Genomic DNA, 22,752 nt, shown 5'->3' with positions numbered 1-22,752 from the left:
TCACTTAGCACTGAAAATTTATTCTATTTATCTAGAAAAATGACGCATAAGACCGGTGCAGGATTTGAAATGGAATCAATTATTATGGTCACAAAACCCAAAGACTCGGTTTCACCTGTCCATGATCGTATGCCGCTTATCATCTAGAAGCAGAACTCCATGAAACTAATAAACAATTAGTCAAGGAACAATCCAAAGAAAAGCAAAGTCAATTAGGGAAATATGGAATTTTATTTAGGGCATTGTAAATCAAATTCAGGTTTACAGAGTGAATATTTTTCTGATATAGATAAAAAGGATATTTATATCTTATAGTAAGTAGACGAGAACATAGGTGTTCAAAGAAAGGAACTTTGAAATTTTTAATGGACAATTATATCGGCCATTCGTCGAAGAGGTTGAAAAGATTCATTTACTCAATAAAGAATACCCAGAAAAATTGGGGAGAATCCTATGACCATTCCTAGTGAAATGTGACAACAAGAACGTTGATATATCAGCCTCAATAGGGTAGTTGAGACAGTTCCCTGTTACTTGTTAGCCCCCTGTTAGAATATGGGGCTATATGACATCAAAAAAAGGAATCCGTTTCTGTTTGGCTTCGCCACCGAAACGGATTCCTTTTTGTATGTCTTAGTTTAATTTCTGAATTTAGTTTTTCACCAATTTTTGTTATTCAGTAGTTTTATTTTTTCTTATTACTTTCATCACATCGCTAGGGACTGAATCATCTGTTATAAACGTTATTTTGTATACATAGCTTCCTTTATAACGAACTTTAACATAATTATGATTTTCTGGAGCTTGCCCACCTTTAAATGTTAATTTTTCAATTTTCATAGTAGTTGAATTTATTACTTCAATATTCTCATAATCATCTGGTATTTGACGCTTTCCATCATCAGCGTATTCTTTTCCACCATTGTATGTCACTTTTTCAGGTACAATTGCGTATCCAACTTGCATTTTTACTAGAGGATTAAATTTATTTAGCGAATCAAATCGTGATGTTACATATAAAAAGGAAGAAATAACACCAACTACCAAAAGAATCAAAATCGATAGTTTCTTAAGTGTTCTATTTTGTAATTTCATTTGTAGCTCCTTCCTTTTTTATACACCGAGTCCAATAGTATGATGACAACTCTCTGCTACTTTGTTATCATGTGTTACTATGATAATAGTTTTCCCACTTGCATTTAACTGGTTCAAGATTGCTAAAATTTCATCTCTATTTTTTGTATCCAGTGATCCAGTTGGTTCATCTGCGAGAATAACTTTACTTGGTTTTAAGAGGCAACGAGCAATAGCAACTCGCTGTTGTTCTCCACCTGAAATTTCAAATACTTTTAATTTTTGATAATTTTCTAATCCAACCATTCTTAGTGCATTATCTATTGACTCTTCTTTTTCTTTTTTTGTTTCACATACCTTAACGCCATCAGTAAATTTTCTTTTATAGTAAAATTGTCGACTAATGCGAAATTTTGGAACAAATATGAAATGTTTTCTCTAATCATTTTATTGGCTTGTTTCGAATTTATTTTTGGTGCTGCTTTCTGAAAAATATGGTATTCACCTTGTTCCACTGGCTCAATCAAGCCAATGGTATTAAGCAAAGTTGTTTTTCCACACCCACTAGGACCGGTTATTGCAACCATATCGCCATCATTGATTTCTAAATTAAAATCTTTAAAAACGACTTTATCACCGAAACTTTTATTGAAGTTTTTGATATTAATAATACTCATCATACGTCCCCCTTCAAACCTGCACTAAGTGTTCCTTTTTCATATCGAGTAACCATTAAGAAAATAATAAAAATATCTATTGATACTAGTAACAAGTAAGCAAGCATTGACAGTATTTGCTTATTCAAAATGACTATTTCTATCAGTCCAAAAATATAGATGGAAAAGAAATAGAAAATTTCATTGCGATACCTATCATAGAAAGTATAGCCTAAAAGTCTTGATACAATCATTTCTTTTCTCTTGGAAGCCAAAATAATCAATATAATGTAATAAGAAGCTAATACACTAACTGAAATCGTTAGACATAGGATAGTAATCCAAATCCCTACACTAGATTGTGAAATAAGCAATTCTTGTGCAAAGCCTGTGGAAAGAATATTTTCAAATTGTATAGAATTATTCTCAAGGTTGTTATTTATTATCGCCTCACTTATTGCAAGTTTATTTTCTTTAGTATTCTCAATTCTAAGTGGATTACTTAAAGGACTATTTTTCAAGAACATACTACTTGTGTTTATTGTATTGTTATTTATGCAAAAAATAATCGGATTTTTTATAAACGTCTTATTATTCCCTATCATTTCTATATTTTCAGAGAATATTTCGTTTTCATTGTTTGGATAAAAGATAAACCTAATTGGGATATCTTCAATATTTTCAAACGAGTTATCCGATAGAAGAGAGGCGAGTTGAATTCTTATAAAAAATTCTGTTTTTTCAAAATCTTTTTTCAAATATTCAGGAACTAGGTAAGTCATTTCTGTTTCAGAATATATTTTTGATGAAGGTGTTGGTAATTTGAATTGAATTCTTTTCATATAGTTCTCATTAGCACTCATAATTAGGTAATCGTCCGAATCATCAAATTCTATATCTTTAAATTTGCTTGTATTTATTTTAGCTCCGTTAAATACGGTAGCATTTATATTACTTACGGAAACATATTGAATATCAGCTGAAGTATCTAACTCTTTATACAGATTAATTAATTTAGAATCTAATTTTCCTTTCCCTTGGAGAGACTCTTGGAATTCATCATCAACGTAGTTAAACTTTGATAGTGTAAGATAATGTTTCTGCTGTTCATACAAATCTTTTGCTTTTAAGTCCTTATGTAGAGTATTTAATTCTGTTGCTAACAAAGGAATAACGGCAACAACGGCAACGAAAACGAAAAACTTCAATAGATAACTGAAATAAAGTGAAAATTTTAAATTAAAGAAATTTTTTAAAATATCCGAAAGATTATAGCGTCTAATAATGATTAACATTACTAAAGAAAATACCCAAGCTAATACAAAAACAACTAATTCAACTAACGTTAATTCCAAGAAATAAGATAGATTGCTATCTGGAATAATAAAGGATTGAATAGGCAGTGTACATATATAGAAAAGAGCAGGGATTAATAATATAACTTTATTAAGCTTTATCCAAATATCTATATCTTTAAAGCCAAGCAATTTCATCACACCGATTTCTTTTAACTTAGCAATTGGATAAAATGCACTCATCAGGCAGAATATTGCCATGATAATGATTGATAACACTAACACTAATAAGTATATCGTTCCTTGGCCATATGCTTGCTCATAAGTAGCTTTTAACAGTTCATCTTTAGGTATTTTAAAAACTGTAGAAATCTGATTTAAAATATCAGCTGAATCTTTTGATTCTGATATAAGTGTATAGCTGCCATTTACACTCATTTTATTTTTAGTATAAAAATCCTGCAATGTTCCAAAAATTAACTTCTTATCAGAAAACATATTCGAAATACGGCCACTTTGATTGTTATCTTCAGTATTATAATTTGCAAGAAACTCATTATTAGAAGCAGGAATTTTTCCACTTGCTAGCTTGATACCCAATTGATCAAAATAATTAGTAGAATATATACCTGACTTATAAATATATGTTTTTCCATTTTCTGTTAAAATATCAGAACGAATAAATGTAGCGTTGTATTTTTTTGATAAAGAAGCAAACTCTGATAACTGATCATCAATTGATATATCCGAATCTTTTATGAAAAAATGAGTGGAATTACTAGTTAACTCAATATCATCATAATATTTATCTTCTTCTGATTTTTTATTTAGTGCAAATGCAACACTTATTAGAATTGTTATTATAGATAGGAATAAGATCATTGTTTTTTTCAAAGTAGTTCCCCCAAATTTTAAAGAAAAACGGAACGTAAAATACATACGCTCCTTTCCTATTATAGTTGAGAGAATATGTATACTCTCTCAAAGCCATTCTACCAATAATTATAATAGAAATTACATCCTGAATATGCGCCAAGACGAGCCTTAGTCCACACGCCAGCCCCTTGAGCTTGATAAGATTCGTCTGAACCTTTTTTTACAGTAGCGCTGTGGCGTTTAGTACCATGGAAATAATCAGAATATGAACCTGTGATACCGACACCATAATTCCATGTACCACCAGTAGCCAAAACAATTAAAGATAATGTACAAACAACTATTTTTTTCATAAATATCCTCTTTCTAATTTTAAAATTAAACGATGGCGTTTTTTTATACCTTAGGTGGCTAAGTTCATTATAAAATTCGCCATAATTAAATAGTTGAAAAAATAATAAATATAATCAAAAGTATAATTCCAATAAGTGGTTCAATCCAAATTTTATCTGAATTTATAAATACATTCTTTTTATTTTTGAATATTCCCCCACCATACTCTTTTGGAAGGATTAGTTCCAAGAGAAAACCAAATAATAGTGGTATTAAAAATACATACTTAGGTCCTTTTATTAGTAAGTAGACAGACGAGAAACTAAGTAAGAACTGTATTACTTTTACTACTCTAATAGAACGAATCGTTTTTAATTTCAATATACTGTCACCTTTCGCTTATCCAAGGATCATAACTTTATCTTTCCTATAAAAATTATGCTTTAGTTAACACGCCAGTGTATTGATAATATGCACCAATTTGCGTACCATTTTTATACTTACCTGTCCAATTCACATAACCTTGGTATTTTTTTCCGTCTTTATATTTAACCTGCCAAATTTTTGTCGAGGTTGGAAGCCAACGACTTGATCCATGTGGTTTATTTTGCATATAAACATACTCAGAAAAATTGAGGGTACCAACGCTCCTATGTACCACTAATCCTGACATATCCGCCTGCATATTATTGCTAGATTCATCTATAACTTCTTCACTGCCAGAAATAGTTTCTTCACTGGCAAAAGCAACTTCATCTGGGATAATCATTGAACACGCCATTAACATAAACGTAGTTAAAATTAAGCCTTTTAGTATCACTTTTTTTCATTATTTCATCTCCTTAAATTAATTGAACATCATACTCCATACTTCAATATATCATGCTATTTTTAAATGCTGCCAATTTTTCATAAATTATTGTTTTAACATCATAACTGTTCAATAACCTTTGATCGTTGGTTATAACATTATGTAAAAATTATCAAAACCATAAAAATACTCAACACGTTTTTAGGCATTGAGTCTTTTTCATTATTTACTTTCTAAGTTTAACGATCTTGTCTCTTCATATATCTGATGAACTAGATAAATCTCGTATCTTTGTATCTATTAAATATCGTCACTTCATTTACTACCTCTTCTTGCATTTATTTAGCAATCAAGCTAGGACGAATTTTTTCTAACCAGTTTTGATCAGGTACGTAATCAAGGAAATTCCCAATCGTCGTTAGAACTATCTCATCGCTAGATAATTCCACCAATCGTATAAGCTTAAAAGGTGGGATTGCTGCTACGTAATTAACAAAGTTTTTATCAGTGTACTCAAAAGACCACATATATTTTAAACGATTATTATCGTAAAGATCGATTAATTTCATGTCGTCATATTATAGTCCTTATTTTTCAAAGGTTCGATTTGTATGACTAAAAACGAGTCCAATTTTGACAAAAACACATCAAAATCAGACTCGTTTTTTATTTTCGAGAAAGGGCGACTGGACTGTCCCATACTCTTTTAAAAGCGAATGAACACTCAAGTTCTATCCAAATCAATCAAACATTCAAGATCCACATGAATCCTATAAAGACAAAGAACAGCGCGTACATGATCGGTGAGACTTCTTTGCCACGTTTTGCTGCTAGCATGGTGATTGGATAAAAGATGAATCCTAGTGCAATCCCATCTGAGATACTATAAGTCAGTGGCATACCGATCAAGATCAAGAAAGCAGGAATAGCAATCTCCATTTTTCCCCATTCGATCTGACGTAATGATTGTGCCATCAACACACCAACTAAAATCAGCGCAGGTGCAGTCACTTGAGAAGTCACGACTGATAATAATGGTGAGAAAAACAACCCGAACAAGAATAAAATCCCTGTTGTGATTGCAGTTAGTCCAGATCGTCCACCAACGGCGATCCCTGCGGATGACTCAACAAAAGCCCCAACTGGCGATGTACCTAACAAAGAACCAGCTAACATCGCGGTAGAATCCGAAGCCAGTGCTTTCCCAACACGTGGCATTTTGTTATCTTGCATGAAACCAGCTTGGTTTGCTAGACCAACCAATGTTCCAGCTGTATCAAAGAATGTCACTAACAAGAACGTCAAAACGACTACCCACATTTGTAAGCTATTGATATCACCAACGTGTTTCAATGCAACTAAGAAAGTGGGTTTCAAGCTAGGTGCTGCCGCAACAAGCTGTGAAGGCATAGGAATCAGTCCAGTGACTAGTCCTAGAAGTGTGGTAGCTACCATTCCGATAAAAATCCCTCCTGGTACGCGACGAACTAACAATACCGCGGTAATGACTAACCCAAAAATTGTCAACCAAGTGGAACCGACACTCAATGAACCTAAGCCAACAAGAGTTGATTCATTTGCCACGATCAAGCCACCTTCACTCAAGCCTAGAAAGGCAATAAACAAACCAATCCCGCCAGAAATCGCAAACTTCAAGTCTGTTGGAATGGCATCAATGATCATCTCACGTAATTTAAAAATGGTGATCAAAATAAAAATCAACGAAGCAACAAACACCCCTGCCAATGCTGTTTCCCATGGAATCCCCATACCTAAACAGACCGAGTAAGCAAAAAAGGCATTGATTCCTAGCGCAGGTGCTGTCCCGATCGGGTAGCGTGCAACGACCCCCATCAAAATACAGCCAATGGCACTGGCTAATGCTGTCGCAGTAAACACTGCCCCTTCATCCATCCCCGAAGCACCAAGCACTGTTGGATTGACAAATAAGATATATGCCATAGAGATAAATGTCGTAAACCCAGCCAGTATCTCACGTTTCACCGTCGTATTCAGTGCGTCAATCTCGAAGTAGGAAAGTATCTTTTCCTTCATCGTTCATCCCCCTAAAACCGAACATTTATAAAAAAGTTCTTACTATATTAGATTTATTAATAAAACAACGTGTTTAATATTATCCCAAATAAAGAAATAAGTAAACAAAAAATTCGGATTTAATCAAAAATCCGAACATTACTATTTACCTATTCCGCTTTCATTTAGAGAAGAGTATGTCGATTACTAATAAATAAAACTAAGTACACAATAGTTGAAGAAGCTTCTATCTATGGGTTTCTTTACCGATTCGCTTTTGTTCTTCCGCACGAAATTGCTGATTGTCGATTTGGCTGATCGGTAAATTACTCCCTTTCCCACGATAATCTAATGAATTTAAACCACCGAAGCCTGTATCGACCATTTTATTCCATCCTTTGGCAGGATTTTTCCCAGATTTCAAATTCTTCATTCTCAATTTATCACTCTTTTTCATCCGTTGCTTTTTGAAATAATCTTCAAGTGTTTCAGTGATCGAGATTTTCATCTTCTGTCTCCCTTTCATCTACTTTTTCTGTCGATTCTAATTTTGCAATCACAAAAAAATTTCCTTCAGGATCGGAAAAGTTAAACGTCAACAAGCCATTATTCTCCAAAATTTCACCAGCTGTTTCGATTTGTTCGTAAAGTTCGTCAAACTTATCTGTAAAGAAAATCATAGACGGTGGTGGTCCTAACACTTCTGGTGAAAATCGTTCAACGAATGTCCGAGGAAAAATAGCTAATTCTAATTCTTGCGACATACGCAAGACAATGCTTTGATATTCCTCTGGCAATTCCAACGTTTCTACTATTTCTGCCTTCAATTGCTCAACGAAAAACCGACTGACTAACGCGACATCTTCGACGTATAGCATGACACGAGATTTATGGATCATTTGACAACGCCTCCTCTAAATAAAAGCTTGTTTTCATTATAGCACGAAAGCGGAAACACACTTAGTGGAAGTCACTGCTATTAAGCATAAGATGATTGAGTGAACGTTGCTTATTTTCGTGTTAAGCGATCAAAAGACAAATCACCCGCCATCTTCAAGTCTGCTTTGTTTGAAGATTACGAGTGACTCCATCGTTTTGGTTATTTCCTACGTGTCCGGTCACAAAGTGATTTCTGGTTGTTCTTTCGTCACTGTTTGTCTAGTACTCGTTACACCAAATGTTCGTTCAATGTCTTCTTGTAAAGCAGTCATTGCTTTTCCGGCAACTTCTGCTTGTTGTGGGTTGACTGCCTCGATTACCAACACAGCGTTCGTCGTTTTTTCTGTTAACATGGTCCGTTGCGCTTCACGCCAGTTAAAGCAGCGACATACTGCGCCTTCTTTATCATAATAAATGATTTCTCCTGGTAATGCGGGAGCATCTGCTTCTGCGCCTAATGGCAAGAAATTTTCTCCACCTTGAGCTTTACCCAAATGAAGATCCCCAACGATCGTGTCAAGATCCTCGCCGCCACAGGGTACACCAAAGCGCAAAGAGATACTATTATAGATATCCACTAACGGACTGATCGGGAAAAATTCGCGACCTTGACTGGCTCTTTTTAGCAGTGCTTCGATCGATGAACGTGCGCCTTTTTTTGTCTTGAACTGGGTAAACGCTTGACGCCATTGCGCAATCACTTCGTTTTGACTAAAAGGTTCTTCTGTCAAATAATTTCTTGCTTCTTTGGCAGCACGATTCAATTTGTCATAGTAATCCGCTTTGTTTTCATCAACGACTTGATTATTGATCCCTTCTACCGTTAGGATCTCAATTTTTGCTTCTGGGAACACTTCCCAAAAAGATGGATCTGCCACAAATTTTTTCATTCGTTACACCTCATTGATTTTTTTGACTAAGATATGATCGATCTGTGCATCGTCGCCCATATAAAACACATGCTGTCCTTGGCGTATGAAACCATGCTTACGGTAAAAAGCTTGGGCGGGATCATTATGTTCCCACACACCTAACCACACAGCAGTTTTCCCCTGTGCTTTCGCTTGAGCCAACGCCCAGTTCATCAAGTGAGTGCCGATCCCTTTTTTCTTATAGGGTGGTCGAATATAGATCCGTTCGATTTCTAGATGATCCTCAGGCATTTCTTCGGATTGTGCTTTTCCTGTGTTCAGTTTTAGATAGCCCGCAATTTCTCCATGATCTAGCGCCCAGAAAAAAGCAGATTCTGGATGGATCAGTTCATTTGACAGTCGCTTCAAATCATACGCTTGCGAAAGATACGCATCCATATCTGCCTGCGTGTTATATTCGCCAAAAGTATCCATGTACGTTTCAATACTGATTGCTTGAAGGAGTTCCACTTCACTTCCCACAATCGGTCTGATTTCTACCTTCCCCACTAAAACATCCCTTTCAATACAGGCGTTTATTGCCCTTTTTTACAAAATTCCAGTCTTCGCTGATATTTTTCCTTACATGTGTCAATAACCTTTCCAACTGCTGGATGTCTTCTTCAGACAAGCCTGCTAAAGCGACTTTCGTAGAATACTGGTGTTCTCTGGTGATCATCGGATAAAGTGCTTCCCCTTGCTCCGTTGGATAACATCTCTTATTTTTCTTGTTCTGTTCGTCAGTTACACGTCGAATCAAGCCATTACTTTCTAGCTTTTTCAGCGCACGAGCAGTCGTCGTTCGATCGACTTTGAGCATTTCGGCTATTTTTTCTTGAATGATGCCTGGATTTTCACAAATCCGAACGAGATACAGGTATTGCCCTCTCGTCAAAGCGACTTCTTTAAACTCAATATTACTGATCGAATCTAGCGCTCGCGCTATCGCGCCGATTTCTCTTATGATCTCAGCCATCTTTTCTCTCCTTTAGTCGTACTTTTATTGTACTGATTTTTGTTGCAAATGCAACAAAAATATATTGATCAATCAAAGTAAGGCAAATTACCTTTAGCTAAGATAGTCAGCTGTTCTTCTGTCGTCCGTTTTTGGGAAAGAGTAGGTAAATCATCTAATGCAAAGAAGGCACTGTTTGAAGTTTCAATATTCGTGATAAAAGAACCCTCGATTATCGAACATTCGAAAATGACTTTATAGTATTGAAAGGCTTGTGGGATATCTTTTCGGGTATTCGTATCAAAAATCGCCAGTAGTTGGTCCACCGTCACCGTTAGCCCGGTTTCTTCTTTCACTTCTTTTTCGATATTTTCCTTTGGCGAATAACCAATTTCCGCAAAACCACCCGGTAATGCCCATTCTTTTGTGTGACTATCTTCCACTAGCAGTATCTTATTCTCTTGTTTGATGAAGGCACGTACATCGACTTTTGGTGTGGGGTATCCTTCATTTTGTTCTAAAATAAATTCAAGACGCTCTTCGATTTCCTTATCGCCATTACTCAATAAAGATAAAGCAATCGATTTCAATTCTTGGTAACGTTCTTCGTCAAATGGATCTTTCCCATAGAAAAGACCGGCTTCTGCGATGGCTAATAAGCGTTTGTATTGTTCGCTTTTCGTTGTCATTACGATTCAACCCTTTCGTTAAATATCCTCTGTTTTCTCTCACTCCAAAACTACAAGAAACCGCTTATGTAAGTCAAGGATTGTGTTATAATTTATTTTAAAGGAGGGATGTTGGATGTACTCGCTCATGCACCAAATCATCACTGAAAAAGATTTACAACGACAAGTCACGTTGATCGAACTACTTTTAAACCATCCCAAAATCACCGTCAATGAGCTTGCTGAAGAAACTAATACAACAGAGCGTACGATTTTTTCCGATTTACAAGTGATCCGTTCACAGTTACCTGATGGTTGGTTGATCGATAGTGATCAGTCAGGGATTCGTTTGCTCAATCAAAAAAATCTACTTGCCAATGATCTGTGGGAATTGTTTCTAAAGCAATCCGTCAGTGTGCAATTGATCAAAGAGTTATTATTTACAAAGGAATGTTCGACCCCAAATTTTTTAGCAGCTAACGGACTTTCTTATGAAACGCTGAAACGCCATACAAGAAAAGTCAATCGCCAACTCCTTCGTTATGATTTACAGATCAAGCTGACAAAATATACATGCACGATGAGTGGCTCTGAAAATGCGATCCGCTTGTTTTATCATCGTCTTTTGATGCCATTTACCCATAATAATTATTTTTTTGAAGATTATTCCATCCATGAATCCCATTACTTTCGTTTTTTGAAACGTTTGAAGCAAACCCCTTTTTCTGTTGAAACAGAAGAGATTTTTGGCATTTGCTGGTTTTTCATCAACACGATACGTGTCAAAGCAAATTGTCGTATCGACGACTCCTTCTTTGAGCCTGAGGATACTCTTTATTCCACGTATGCCACTGAATTGACTGCACTTTATGAATTAGAAGGCGTTTATTTACAAAAAAATGAATTGATTTTTGCCTTCTTTTGCTTTTTAGAAAGTTGGAATTACAATAACCAATACCAAGAACCTGTGGCTGATATCTTACAAAATTATCCTTTTTCAGGCAAGATCAAACAATTCGTTCAAGATTTAGCAGATACCTTGCACTTAGAAGAATTAAACGAGACAAAGCTTACTGATAACTTGATCTTATTGCTGTTGAAATATCATGAATCACCTATCTTGATCGAGCAATTGAATTTGCAGTATCAGTATTTCTTAGAAGAATATGAACGACAATATCCACAATTGTATCCATTCAAACAACAATTACTTGATCAATTGAAGCAAGAATTGCCTGTCCAAGAAGACGAATACTTTCTACGCCTACTATCCTTCTTGATCCAGCAAGCAATCTTATCCGTTCGTCCAAATAAAGTGAACCTGTATTTCTTCTTCCAAGGCGAACCCTCTTGGAAAGCCTTTTTGCAACAAGAATTAAATGATTACTTTGGGAAACGAGTTCAATTGATCCCAGTAGAATTATCACAACTTTCTGATATCACGTTCCATAAAAACGACTTGTTCGTCTCGAACACCCCCCTCGACCAAGTCCCAATACCAATCATCTATATCTCTACCATACCAACCAAAAACGAGCTCGACCAATTGACCGAACTCACATTTAGAAGTTATTTGTAAGGTTGTGAGAAAGCCGTTCAGCTCCAAGTATTAAGGCAGAAATTGAGAAAATAGCTTCCCATATTTTTTCGATTTTTGACTTAATATTGAAGGAGCTGGCTTTCGAACACCGTTTATCAGGTTGTGAAAGAAGCGTTCAGCACTGAGTAATAAGACAGGAAAATCGAAAATGGCTTTTTCATTTTTGATTTTTTTGGCTTATTATTGAAGTGTTGCTTCTTGAACACCGTTTATCCAGGTTGTGAAAAAAGCGGTCTGACCTGAGCAGTAAGATGGAAAATCAGAAAATAGCTCCTCATATTTTTTGATTTTTCAGCTTAATGTTGAAGGTCAGCTTTTTGAGCACCGTTTATCTAGGTTGTGAGAAAGCCGTTCAGCTCCAAGTATCAAGGCAGAAATTGAGAAAATAGCTTCCCATATTTTTTCGATTTTTGACTTAATATTGAAGAAGCTGGCTTTCGAACACCGTTTATCAGGTTGTGAAAGAAGCGTTCAGCACTGAGTAATAAGACAGAAAAATCGAAAATGGCTTTTTCATTTTTGATTTTTTTGGTTTATTATTGAAGTGTTGCTTCTTGAACACCGTTTATCAGGTTGTAAAATAAGCGTTCAGCACTGAGTAATAAGACAGAAAAAGCGACAGTCTTCCTCTAAAGTAACCTAGGGGAAGACTGCCGCTTTGACTTTATTCATTGGATTCTCAGTTACCGGCAAAAGCTTCTCTTTCTTTTCTTTTGATCCATGTTTTACTGATTCGTTTCTCAACTTCTACGATTGTAAATAATAGAATTACATTTGCAAGGATCGGTAAATGTTGGGCAAAGCTCAAGCTTGTTGTTTCAATGACTTGTTGCGCAAATGGTAGATAAATGACCCCAGTTTGAAGTACAAATAAAATACCTAATGAAATAAATAAGAATTTATTTTGGAAGAAGCCTTTATTCAATGAAGCATCGACTTGCTCACGACAATTGATCATATAGACGGCTTGGGCAGCAACAATGTTTTGTAAAAGAACAGTTTGTTGTAAGGCTTGACCTTCAAACTGCATTGCCAACCAATAAGCTGGGATAATGATCAAGAGGGACACATAGAAAATCCGGAAAACATTGTACTTGGTCAAAATCCCTTGGTTAGGATCTCTTGGTGGACGACTCATTGTGTCTTTACTTGCTTGTTCAAAGCCTAACGCATAGGACAATGTGATTGTTGTAACCATATTGACCCATAAGATTTGGATCGGTGTCAAAGGCAATGGCTGATTCGCAAGTAATGCCCAGATGATCACCAAACCTTGTGCTAAAGATGTAGGTAAGAAGAAGCTGATCGTTTTTTGTAAATTATCTAAAATCCGACGTCCTTCTTTGACTGCTTTAGCGATCGTATGGAAGTTGTCATCGCCTAAGACCATATCTGCGGCTTGTTTACTGACTTCACTTCCTTTGATCCCCATAGCGATTCCCACATCTGCTCGTTTCAATGCTGGCGCATCATTGACACCATCACCAGTCATTCCGACGATTTCGCCATTTTCTTGCAAAGCTTCTACGATCCTTAATTTATGCTCCGGAGTAGTTCTAGCAAAGACATCGACTTTGTTCACTTTCTTCGCTAAATCTTGATCAGAGAGTTGATCGATATCGATTCCTTCAAGGACATTACTCGTATGCTTCAACCCGATTTGATCAGCAATTGCTTGCGCTGTGTCTTTATGGTCACCGGTAATCATTTTCACTGAGATTCCTGCTTGCTGACACTCTCTTACCGCTTGAATCGCACTCTCTTTTGGCGGATCAATGATTCCTGCAATCCCAACAAATGTCAGTTGTTGTAACTGTGCATGGTCTAACTCTTGCTCGATAGGCAATTGCTTGTAGGCGAACCCTAATACGCGTTGGCCTTTTTTTGCTAGTTGTGATGCTTGATTGATCCATTGCTGCTGTTCTGATTGTGACAAAGAAGATTTCGATAATAAAACTTCTGGCGCTCCTTTGACAAACACTACTGCATGGTCCTGTTCTTCATGCAGTGTTGCCATATATTTGTAACTTGAGCTAAATGGCAGTTTAGCAAGCGCCGTTTTTAGGGGAAGATTCTGTTCAGCTGTGTATCGTAATAAAGCTAGCTCAGTTGGATTGCCACTCAGTGCTTCCACTACTTGATCATCTTTCGTTTGCACTTCTTGACAATTTTTCATGATTTCAAGTAAGCGGGTCTCATCTTCTGTCATTGTTTCCACAACAGTCATTTCATTTTTGGTCAATGTACCCGTTTTATCTGAACAGATCACCGTCATTGAACCAAGTGTCTCAACGGAAGGCAATCCTTTGATGATCGCTTGTTCTTGTGCCATTTCATTGACCCCAAGTGAGAGGATCATCGTCAATACCGCTGGTAGCCCTTCTGGGATCATAGAAACGATCAACGCAATGATTGTTGAGAATAAAAAGTTCCACTCTAAGCCATACCTAAATGAGGTAAAGAAAATCAAGAATAAACTTAGAAAAACGATTCCTCTGAAAATTTGCTTGTTCAACTGATGGATTTTGCGAACCAAAGGGGTCGTTTGTTGTTGGACTGATTGTAATGCTTGATTGATTTTTCCGATCTCCGTCGTATTCCCTGTTTCAACGACGACACCAAGCGCTGATCCAGCTTGGACAAGTGTGCCTGAAAAAGCCATATTGAGTTGATCGCCTGCGCCTAATTCAGCGCCTAACGGTTCACTCATTTTCTCTACCGCATCGGATTCACCGGTCAACGCAGCTTCTTCGATCATCAAACCATATGTTTCGATTAAACGAATATCGGCAGGCACGACATCTCCAGCTGCTAAACTAACTATATCTCCTTGGACGATCTCCGTTGCAGGAATAGTTTTCTTGACACCTTCAGAAAAAACCACTGCGTCTTGACTCATTAAACTTTTTAACCCATTGAGTGACTCTTCTGCTTTTCTTTCTTGCCAATAACCAACAAAACTATTGATGATCACCACAAGTAAAATAATACTACCTTCAATATAATCTCCTGTTAAAAACTTCAAGACAGAAGCCACCATAAGGATGATCATCAACAAATCCGTAAAATGCTTCAAAAACTTCCGAAGCGGACTCACTTTCTTTTTCACTTCTATTTCATTTCGTCCTTGTATTTCTAAACGACTGGTACGTTCTTGATTTGAAAGACCATCTTTGGTCGTCTTTAATTTATTCATTGTTTGTTCAGCAGTTTCTTTGTACCATGTCATCGGCAATCCCTCCTGTTTTTCATTTGATAATACTTATTATACGTAAGAGAGGGAGTTTCTTATGTCGATTATTTCAGGCAAACATGAAATAATTAGTGTGATTTAATAGGAGCCAGGCTTCTAGGTTTGTTTTTCAAACGAAAATTTTTTCCTTTACTCCGATTACTTCGTTGATTTTTGTTCACTCAATTTGTTTTTTATTTCTTGTTCCCAAGAAGGTTTTCTAATTTTTTCGATACATAAGGGGGCAACAAAAAGAATGCCGCTGATCAATGCAACAGCCACAAAATTGATCCACGTACCGGCTTTTAATGTAAGTCCGACAGAAAAAACGATTGCTGCAAATAAGAGTAGGACAACAAGCCAGGCACCAAGATTGCCTTTTCCCTCTTTTTTACCGATGCGAAATGGACGAGGGATATCTGGATTTGTTTTTCTAAAGCGTAAGAATGCGACGCCCATGATGAGATAGACGATACAATAAATCACTGTCGTTGCATTTACTAACATCAAAAATGCTTGATTGACTCCTGGAATCAATAAATAGAATAGTGCAAACACAGAAATAATAATGGATTGTGTCAAGATCACTGCTTTTGACACATCGAATTCATTGGTTTTCCAAAAATTGAAGCGAGGAGGATACGCGCCTTTTCTTGCACTTTCTGTGACAGTTTTGGCTGGACCAGAAGCCCAAGCAGACAATTGTACAGCAACACCGACAAATACGAGTAAGCTAAACAGATTCACAATCATATGTGGTAACCCAAGAATTTGGCAATCGATCGAAATCGACTGGGCAATATTATTCAACTCCATTTGGCCCTTTGGTACGACATTGGCAACGACCAACGCATTCAAAGTGTTCACCACAAATAAAAAGACTAACGCAGCGAAAATACCGCGTATATAAGTTTTAACTGGATGTGCCAATCGAGTGATATAAACAGAAGACATTTCGATTCCAGTAAAAATGAACATGATCGGTGCAAAATAAACGAATGATTTTGCAGTGCTTGGATCGGGAACTAAAAGATCCCAAGAAAATTTCCCTAATGTTCCATTTGGCATGATACCGACTTTGATCCATGCTGCGACACCTAATAGGAGCATCAATGCTAATGGGATATACAACCCCAACCAGACACCGATTTTCCCTCCAATTTTTGCCATGTCGAATTTTAAGTTCAATATTGTGATGATCCAGTACACGACTAAGATCACGAGTAACGTGAATTTACTATTCAAGCCTAGTGGGACGTTATTGACCATGTTGCCAAACAATGGGGCAAGTGCTGAGGCAACCATGACCATTCCCGGAAACATTTGGACCCATAAAAGCCAAGAGACGACAAATCCCCATTTTCTACCGAGGGATTGAGAGACCCATAGTTCTGGTCCTCCTTTTTGAGGAAACATCCCTGCAAACTCCCCTGAGATCAGAGAAATCGGAAACGCATAAAAGAGTACAGCGACTAACATATAAAACAACATCGTCCAACCAGTGGCAGCGACATCAGGAATATTGCGGATGCTTGCGACTAATGCGCAAGTCATCCCAATAAACGTTAAGGTTGACAGTTGTTTGGTTGATTTTGAGTCTGTCATGATCGATCCTTCTTTCTATCACTAAAACTACACAAGAACTTCTTTTAATTTTTCTTCCATTGCGTGTTTGATGGCTTCGGTGTAATAAGCAAAGATGTTGTCATCTGTTAAATAAGGAGTCATGATAGCGGCTCTCAACAAAGTAACTTGTTGTTCTTTTTGCCATTCCTCTTTTGGAACACCCATGCTTTCAACAAATGCCACTGGAGAATCGCCATAATCCGCTTGCGTGAATGTCGTATGAGAAGTGATGAAGCGTTCTGCGTACACATCCCCTTCCATATAAGAGGACACATCGAACATTTTTTCATTCAAACGGTTGATTTCTTTTAAATCAGTACAGCCTTGGACTTTGAATGCCCAATCGACCATATTGAAATCTGGGTGATTCAATGGATAGACTTCAATTGTTTTCCCATTGACAGTAATGCTTAATTGACCAAGAAATTCTCGGAAACGTTGAGCGGCTTCGATTGATGCACCGATCAATTGACCATAACCAGTGACATTCAAAGGGAGAACTTGGTGCGCCGTCCAAACTGCTGCAGCCGTTGCCCCAGCTTTTGAGCCTTCTAAAATATAAGCACCTAACATATCAGGAGCCTTAACCGATTTTTCAAACACATAAGGTGCAAAATAAGAGATAATATTCCGCATACTTTTATGTTTGATCGTGATTCCTCCAGCCGCATAAGGAACGTAACCCATCTTATGTGGATCAACGGTCACTGATTCCGCTTCACTGATTGCCTTGAAACCTTCATAGACACTTCTCTCGATTTTCACTTCATGATGGAAAACATGATGTTCTTCAAAAAATTCTGCTAATGATGCGTAAGGTACAAATTCATATGCTTCATTCATGAACAAGCAACGGGCATAGCCACCATAAGCTGCATCCACATGAAGGTAGAAATAAATGCCTTCATCTTTCAATTTTTCTCTAAGTTCAACGATTTGATCGACACGATCGACTTGTCCTTCTTCCGTTGTACCTACAACAGCGACCACACCTAGGACGGGAATATGTTGGATAGCTAGTTCATGAATCGTCTTTTCCAATACTTGGACATCCATTCGGTAGCAGTCATCAACGGGGATCGCGATCATTTGATCCAATCCAACACCACAAATATCTAATGCTTTCATCCATGAATAGTGTTTGGTTTGAGGAACAAGCCATTTGCCTAATTCTTGGATGTGTTTCCCACTTCGTGAAGATGCAGCTTTGACGTTGTCTAATTCTTCATCAGTAAATGTCTCGATCATTTCTAAGATTTCTTCTACAGATAGATTGAGCAATTCCCAATCCGATAGGTCTTTCACTTTTTCAGGGTAAGTTTCTTTGACCGCTAAAGGAATCGATTTGATACAACGGGCATACCATAGACCTTCTAAATTCGCAATCGAACCATCCGCTGTCAGATGTCCCCAACCATTCGGCATACTGAACAGCTTCGCAAAGTCTTCTCCGATCTCTGCTTCCATTTGTGATGTGGCCATTGACGATTCCAATGCCACGTTATTAGGATTCCAAAGCATCGCAAAGTTGTAAGCCAATAAAGCGGGCATCAATGTTTCTGCATTCATTTGTCCCCAATAACGTCCGGCTGAATGCCAAGGAATTGAACCGGCACGCATTCGTTCACTGACTTCATCTAAGACTTCCATCATATGTTGTCGTGTCGCAAGATAAGACGTTGTTGATTTGTCTGCTTCACTGATTGCGGGAAGGTCAGCTGGCAAATAATTTTCACGCCAACCTAAATGTTCATCTACCATCTTATTCAATAGCATTTTATACACTTGTCCATTTTCTGCTTTGTCGCCAATAAAGACGGCTTTGATATCCATATCTTTCATGATTCATTTCTCCTCTCTTATTACCTGATCACAGGAAATAATCAGCCGGCTGTTGTTTCTTGATCAGTTTACGTGTTTGACTATACGCCCAAATCTTAAAAAATTTTTTTAATAACATCTATTTACACGCCTTACTTTGAAGATAAAAAAAATAAAGTCTGATTATTCTGTCTTTTTATCTCAAAAAAACGAACGATGTGTCTAAACTTCCTAGCATAGAACGATTTATTTTATTGGTTATAACGTTTAAGTCACGAACAAAAAAAAGAAATCAAACGCACTTATTCGTTGAAAAAAATCTAAATTTACTTTTTCTACTTGGACCTCTCTATCAATTAGTTCCCCATTTTTTTAGTTAAAACAGATACAATAACAAAAATAAGTAAATTTAGCATCTTGTTTTCTAAGAAAGATCAAGTGATAGATGCGTATCTACAAAAAACATGGCATAATAGCTAGGTGCTTGTGCATGACTATACAAATAGGGAGGATTCCCCATGATTGAACATTATCTTGAGAAAAATCTCTTACGCCAACTGTTTCTTTGTGGACAGTTTTATGTAAATAAAGAAGTCCATCTTCCAACGACGGCTACTTTGTTACATGTTTGTCAAACGACTCTGTTGAATGATATCAAAGCCTTAAGTAGAGAATTAAGCGACCAAATCATTTATCAATCAAAAGAAAAAGAAACCTATTCTTTATACTTCGCACCAACAATTTCTCGTTTTCAATTGATGCAACGACTCTCTCGACCCTCTTTATTTTTGAAAACTTGCCTTCTTTACTTAGAAGATGAACCAGATTATATCCAATTGACTGAACTCGAATTTATTTCAGTCAGCAAAGCTTATGCATTGAAGAAACAAGTGTTAGACTACTTTCAAGCATGCGATATCGCCATTGAACATCATTCCCCTCACTTTACTGACATCGAAAGACGCTTGGTTTTGCTAAATGTGAGCTATCGGACAGGCACATTGCCAGAATTCTCTCTTCCTTGCTCCTTTGATGTCCAAGCGCAAGATTTTATTCAAGCAGTCACTAAAAAAAGTGGACGTATCTATGATCGGGATACCCAAGAAATTTTACAAACAGGCTTTCTGATCAGTCTCTTCTACCAAAAAGATGCCCCACTATCGGTCGATCAATCGCTTATCAATGAAATCAAAAGAAGACCAATTTATGATTTCGTTCTTGCTGCTTGGGAAGAAACTCCTTTTAAGCAATTTTTTCAGCCAAATGAATTTTACTTTGTTCTGATACTCTTCAATCTATGTGATTATGGATTCGATTCCTATGAAGCCATCGAGCAGGATTTTGCTCAACTGCATCAAGTCTTTATAGAAAATAATCCAGAGACAAAACAGTTGATCCAACAATTCGAGCAACATTTTGACCATTCTTTTCTTGGAAACAAAGCTTTTGAACGTGCGCTGATCCGTATTTTGCGTTCTGCTTGGAAAAACTATCAATTATTCTTACCTGAAAAATTTCATTTGTTGACCGATGATCAACAGCAATTATTTGAAGAAGTAAAACAGATCGTTACCGATTGGAGTCATGCACTTCCTTACCAATTAAAGATCAATCCAAATTGTCTACGCTCATTCGTTATTGAATTGACTGGTATGTTACGCTTAGATAAACAAAAAGTATCTGTGCGGATCGTGACCAACTCAGATATCAAATACCTGATTTATCGCGAAGCTTTAGAGGCTGTTACGACATGTGACATTTCCGTCGAACCAGTGATCTATAACCAATTAAATGAAGAAGGTCTCGCGTTTGCGACTGCTTCCTCCCATCGGCTGTTGTGTGAACGAACGCTTTATACACCTGTTGCCTTGTCCATGGAACATATTATTCCGATCTCGGTCGAAACAGTGGAACAAGCCATTATACGGCTTGTAAAAAATAGTTCATGAGGGAAATTTGCTCTCCAATCACCTAAATAAGCCGGAATCCACAAAATTGTTCCAGACCTTGTGGATTTCGGCTTATTTATAAAGGAGTTATTTCAACGGTTAGTCGAAATCTAAGCTGCTGTTTTCAGCTCTTACTGTTGATTTCTTTGAGCTATGCGCTTCTGGCTTAACCTCTCTATCCGCCTATTTTTATCATATCGCCAATCGCTAACTTGGGATAAATAGATGGTTCTACTGAAATTGCTCCTGGGAGAATTTCATTATCACCTTCTTGGAAGTAGATCGATACATGACCTAGTTCATCAAAATTTTGATTTGCAGCATTACCTACTTTGGTGATTTTGTAGCTTGTATCACCAAATTGAATCGCTGTACCTGGACTAAGGACATTCTTTTTTGTATCCAACGTTTCATGGATCACACAAATTGATTTTAATTCTTCTGTAGCTGAGGGACCGAATAAAATCAAAAGCATTTCTTCTTCAAAAGCTTCCACTAATTCGCCAATTTCTTTTACTTTACTTTTCAACACTAAAATCCCTCCTAGATAGTAATATATTCGTTGCTTTTCGTACTAAAGATGAATTGGACATCCTAAAGCTAGTTCTGCTGCATCCATGATCGTTTCAGAAAGCGTCGGATGACCATGGATCGTCAAAGCAATGTCTTCGATCGTCAAATTCGCTTCAATGGCTAAGGTGATTTCTGCTATTAAGTCACTTGCGCCTTGCCCAACGATTTGTCCACCTACGATCAGTTCTGTTTCTTGCTCAACGACCAAGCGAACAAATCCTTCGGGTGCATTCAGTGACAATGCCCGTCCGTTTGCTTGTAAAGGAAATGTTGCTGCTTTAACAGATAATCCTTGGCTTTTTGCCTCTGCCAACGTTTGACCTGCTACAGCAATTTCAGGATCAGTGAAGCAGATTGCGGGTATTGCTTGATAATCTTTCTCTACTTTTTTCCCACTGATCACTTCTGCGGCAACTTTCGCATCATAACTTGCCTTGTGCGCAAGAGCTGGTCCTGCAATGATGTCTCCTATCGCATAAATATGCGCTTGACTTGTCTGATACTGTTGATTTACTTTTATTAAACCATTCGCCTCCACTGATACCCCAGCTTCTGCCAAGCCAATATCAGCGGTATTCGGCTTTCTGCCAACTGTCACTAGCACATAATCAGCTGACAGCGTTTGTTTAGAATCTTGTGTGGTAAAAGTAACTTCGATACTTGTTTCGGTTTCGCTTACTTCTTTTGCAAGCGCGCCTGTAAATACGTTTATACCTTTTTTCTTAAACGATTCTTCGACCACTTGGACTAAATCTTTTTCATAGGTCGGAAGCAATTGATCGGTCCCTTCTAGAATGGTGACTTCTGTACCTAAATCTGCATATGCCCCACCTAGTTCAGTCCCAATGATCCCGCCTCCGATAATAACCAGCTTGCCGGGAACCGCTTTCAAAGAAAGTGCCGCTGTCGAATCAAGTATCCGTCCACCATATTTGAAACCAGGAATTTCAATGGGTTGACTACCTGTTGCAATGATCGCATGGTCAAAGGAAATCACTGTTTGTTCATTTTTCCCAGTAATCATTGCACGATTAGGTGAAGTGAATCTCGCATAGCCTTCGACGATACGGATCTTATTTTTCATCAGAAGTCCGCGGATCCCCGTTGTTAACGGGCGAACGACTTTATGATCTTTCCATTGTTGTACAGCCTGAAAGTCTAATTCTGTTTCTTTATTGATGATACCAAAATACTGACTATTTTTTGACTCTTGATAAATATGTCCAGCATGGATCAATGCTTTAGAAGGAATACAACCGACATTTAAGCACACACCACCGATATGTTCACTTTCTACAATGGTGACTTTTTGACCTAATTGTGCCGCCCGAATCGCCGCTACATAGCCACCAGGTCCAGATCCTATGACTAACGTCTCTGTTTTCTCTTCCATATATTC

Annotated in this window: 19 protein-coding genes and 1 pseudogene; 2 read left to right on the top strand and 18 right to left on the bottom strand. The window is 37.3% G+C overall.

The window, feature by feature from the left end; all coding sequences use genetic code 11:
- Positions 1 to 672: 672 nt before the first annotated feature.
- The 13 genes and pseudogenes from CUS89_RS09605 to CUS89_RS09540 form a co-directional block, all read right to left on the bottom strand.
- The gene (locus CUS89_RS09605) at positions 673 to 1,095 is read right to left on the bottom strand and encodes a hypothetical protein (protein WP_104871948.1); all 423 of its coding nucleotides are present in this window, start codon (positions 1,093 to 1,095) and stop codon (positions 673 to 675) included.
- An 18-nt stretch (positions 1,096 to 1,113) separates the two neighbouring features.
- Positions 1,114 to 1,661: pseudogene (locus tag CUS89_RS09600) on the bottom strand (ATP-binding cassette domain-containing protein).
- 89 nt (positions 1,662 to 1,750) lie between these two features.
- Entirely contained in the window at positions 1,751 to 3,919 is a 2,169-nt protein-coding gene (locus tag CUS89_RS09595) for a hypothetical protein (protein ID WP_146103414.1), read from the bottom strand.
- A 98-nt stretch (positions 3,920 to 4,017) separates the two neighbouring features.
- On the bottom strand, positions 4,018 to 4,254 hold the full coding sequence (locus tag CUS89_RS09590; protein ID WP_104871946.1) for a lactococcin 972 family bacteriocin: 237 nt from the start codon (positions 4,252 to 4,254) through the stop codon (positions 4,018 to 4,020).
- Between the two features lie 416 nt (positions 4,255 to 4,670).
- A complete protein-coding gene (locus tag CUS89_RS09580) occupies positions 4,671 to 5,003 on the bottom strand; it encodes a hypothetical protein (RefSeq protein WP_146103413.1) in 333 nt (110 codons plus the stop codon).
- A gap of 380 nt (positions 5,004 to 5,383) precedes the next feature.
- Positions 5,384 to 5,614: a hypothetical protein gene (locus CUS89_RS09575; protein WP_104871943.1), complete on the bottom strand. Its 231-nt coding sequence runs from the start codon at positions 5,612 to 5,614 to the stop codon at positions 5,384 to 5,386.
- Between the two features lie 175 nt (positions 5,615 to 5,789).
- A complete protein-coding gene (locus CUS89_RS09570; protein WP_071866218.1) occupies positions 5,790 to 7,100 on the bottom strand; it encodes an NCS2 family permease in 1,311 nt (436 codons plus the stop codon).
- A 226-nt stretch (positions 7,101 to 7,326) separates the two neighbouring features.
- Positions 7,327 to 7,587: a hypothetical protein gene (locus CUS89_RS09565; protein WP_019724093.1), complete on the bottom strand. Its 261-nt coding sequence runs from the start codon at positions 7,585 to 7,587 to the stop codon at positions 7,327 to 7,329.
- Positions 7,568 to 7,978 (bottom strand): glyoxalase/bleomycin resistance protein/dioxygenase, encoded by a 411-nt coding sequence (locus CUS89_RS09560; RefSeq protein ID WP_023519027.1) that lies wholly within the window; start codon positions 7,976 to 7,978, stop codon positions 7,568 to 7,570. Before CUS89_RS09560 ends, CUS89_RS09565 begins: the two co-directional genes overlap by 20 nt.
- Before the next feature lie 219 nt (positions 7,979 to 8,197).
- Entirely contained in the window at positions 8,198 to 8,908 is a 711-nt protein-coding gene (locus tag CUS89_RS09555; RefSeq protein ID WP_104871942.1) for a B3/B4 domain-containing protein, read from the bottom strand.
- A gap of 3 nt (positions 8,909 to 8,911) precedes the next feature.
- Entirely contained in the window at positions 8,912 to 9,439 is a 528-nt protein-coding gene (locus CUS89_RS09550; protein ID WP_104871941.1) for a GNAT family N-acetyltransferase, read from the bottom strand.
- Positions 9,440 to 9,452: 13 nt separating this feature from the next.
- Complete coding sequence (locus tag CUS89_RS09545) at positions 9,453 to 9,905, bottom strand: MarR family winged helix-turn-helix transcriptional regulator (protein ID WP_104871940.1); 453 nt, start codon at positions 9,903 to 9,905, stop codon at positions 9,453 to 9,455.
- 68 nt (positions 9,906 to 9,973) lie between these two features.
- On the bottom strand, positions 9,974 to 10,573 hold the full coding sequence (locus CUS89_RS09540) for an NUDIX hydrolase N-terminal domain-containing protein (RefSeq protein ID WP_104871939.1): 600 nt from the start codon (positions 10,571 to 10,573) through the stop codon (positions 9,974 to 9,976).
- Between the two features lie 115 nt (positions 10,574 to 10,688).
- Between CUS89_RS09540 and CUS89_RS09535 the strand changes: the two genes are divergently transcribed.
- Complete coding sequence (locus tag CUS89_RS09535) at positions 10,689 to 12,131, top strand: helix-turn-helix domain-containing protein (RefSeq protein WP_104871938.1); 1,443 nt, start codon at positions 10,689 to 10,691, stop codon at positions 12,129 to 12,131.
- Between the two features lie 700 nt (positions 12,132 to 12,831).
- On the opposite strand, the gene CUS89_RS09530 is transcribed toward CUS89_RS09535, so the two are convergent.
- From CUS89_RS09530 to tdc, 3 genes are all read right to left on the bottom strand, one after another.
- The gene (locus CUS89_RS09530; RefSeq protein ID WP_104871937.1) at positions 12,832 to 15,381 is read right to left on the bottom strand and encodes an HAD-IC family P-type ATPase; all 2,550 of its coding nucleotides are present in this window, start codon (positions 15,379 to 15,381) and stop codon (positions 12,832 to 12,834) included.
- A gap of 162 nt (positions 15,382 to 15,543) precedes the next feature.
- On the bottom strand, positions 15,544 to 16,989 hold the full coding sequence (locus tag CUS89_RS09525) for an amino acid permease (RefSeq protein ID WP_104871936.1): 1,446 nt from the start codon (positions 16,987 to 16,989) through the stop codon (positions 15,544 to 15,546).
- Positions 16,990 to 17,016: 27 nt separating this feature from the next.
- The gene (tdc, locus tag CUS89_RS09520; RefSeq protein ID WP_104871935.1) at positions 17,017 to 18,852 is read right to left on the bottom strand and encodes a tyrosine decarboxylase; all 1,836 of its coding nucleotides are present in this window, start codon (positions 18,850 to 18,852) and stop codon (positions 17,017 to 17,019) included.
- Positions 18,853 to 19,349: 497 nt separating this feature from the next.
- Here tdc and CUS89_RS09515 point away from each other — a divergent pair, with 497 nt between their 5' ends.
- Positions 19,350 to 20,780, top strand: coding sequence for a DNA-binding protein (locus CUS89_RS09515; RefSeq protein WP_104871934.1), 1,431 nt, complete (start codon positions 19,350 to 19,352; stop codon positions 20,778 to 20,780).
- Between the two features lie 175 nt (positions 20,781 to 20,955).
- On the opposite strand, the gene CUS89_RS09510 is transcribed toward CUS89_RS09515, so the two are convergent.
- Together CUS89_RS09510 and lpdA are read right to left on the bottom strand one after the other, a co-directional pair.
- The gene (locus CUS89_RS09510; RefSeq protein WP_104871933.1) at positions 20,956 to 21,312 is read right to left on the bottom strand and encodes a PTS glucitol/sorbitol transporter subunit IIA; all 357 of its coding nucleotides are present in this window, start codon (positions 21,310 to 21,312) and stop codon (positions 20,956 to 20,958) included.
- 42 nt (positions 21,313 to 21,354) lie between these two features.
- On the bottom strand, positions 21,355 to 22,746 hold the full coding sequence (gene lpdA, locus CUS89_RS09505; RefSeq protein WP_104871932.1) for a dihydrolipoyl dehydrogenase: 1,392 nt from the start codon (positions 22,744 to 22,746) through the stop codon (positions 21,355 to 21,357).
- Positions 22,747 to 22,752 lie beyond the last annotated feature (6 nt).

Source organism: Enterococcus mundtii (assembly GCF_002947535.1).
Lineage (GTDB): Bacteria > Bacillota > Bacilli > Lactobacillales > Enterococcaceae > Enterococcus_B > Enterococcus_B mundtii_B.
Note: the sequence above shows the minus strand (reverse complement) of the source record. Positions and strands in the feature narration are given on the sequence as shown.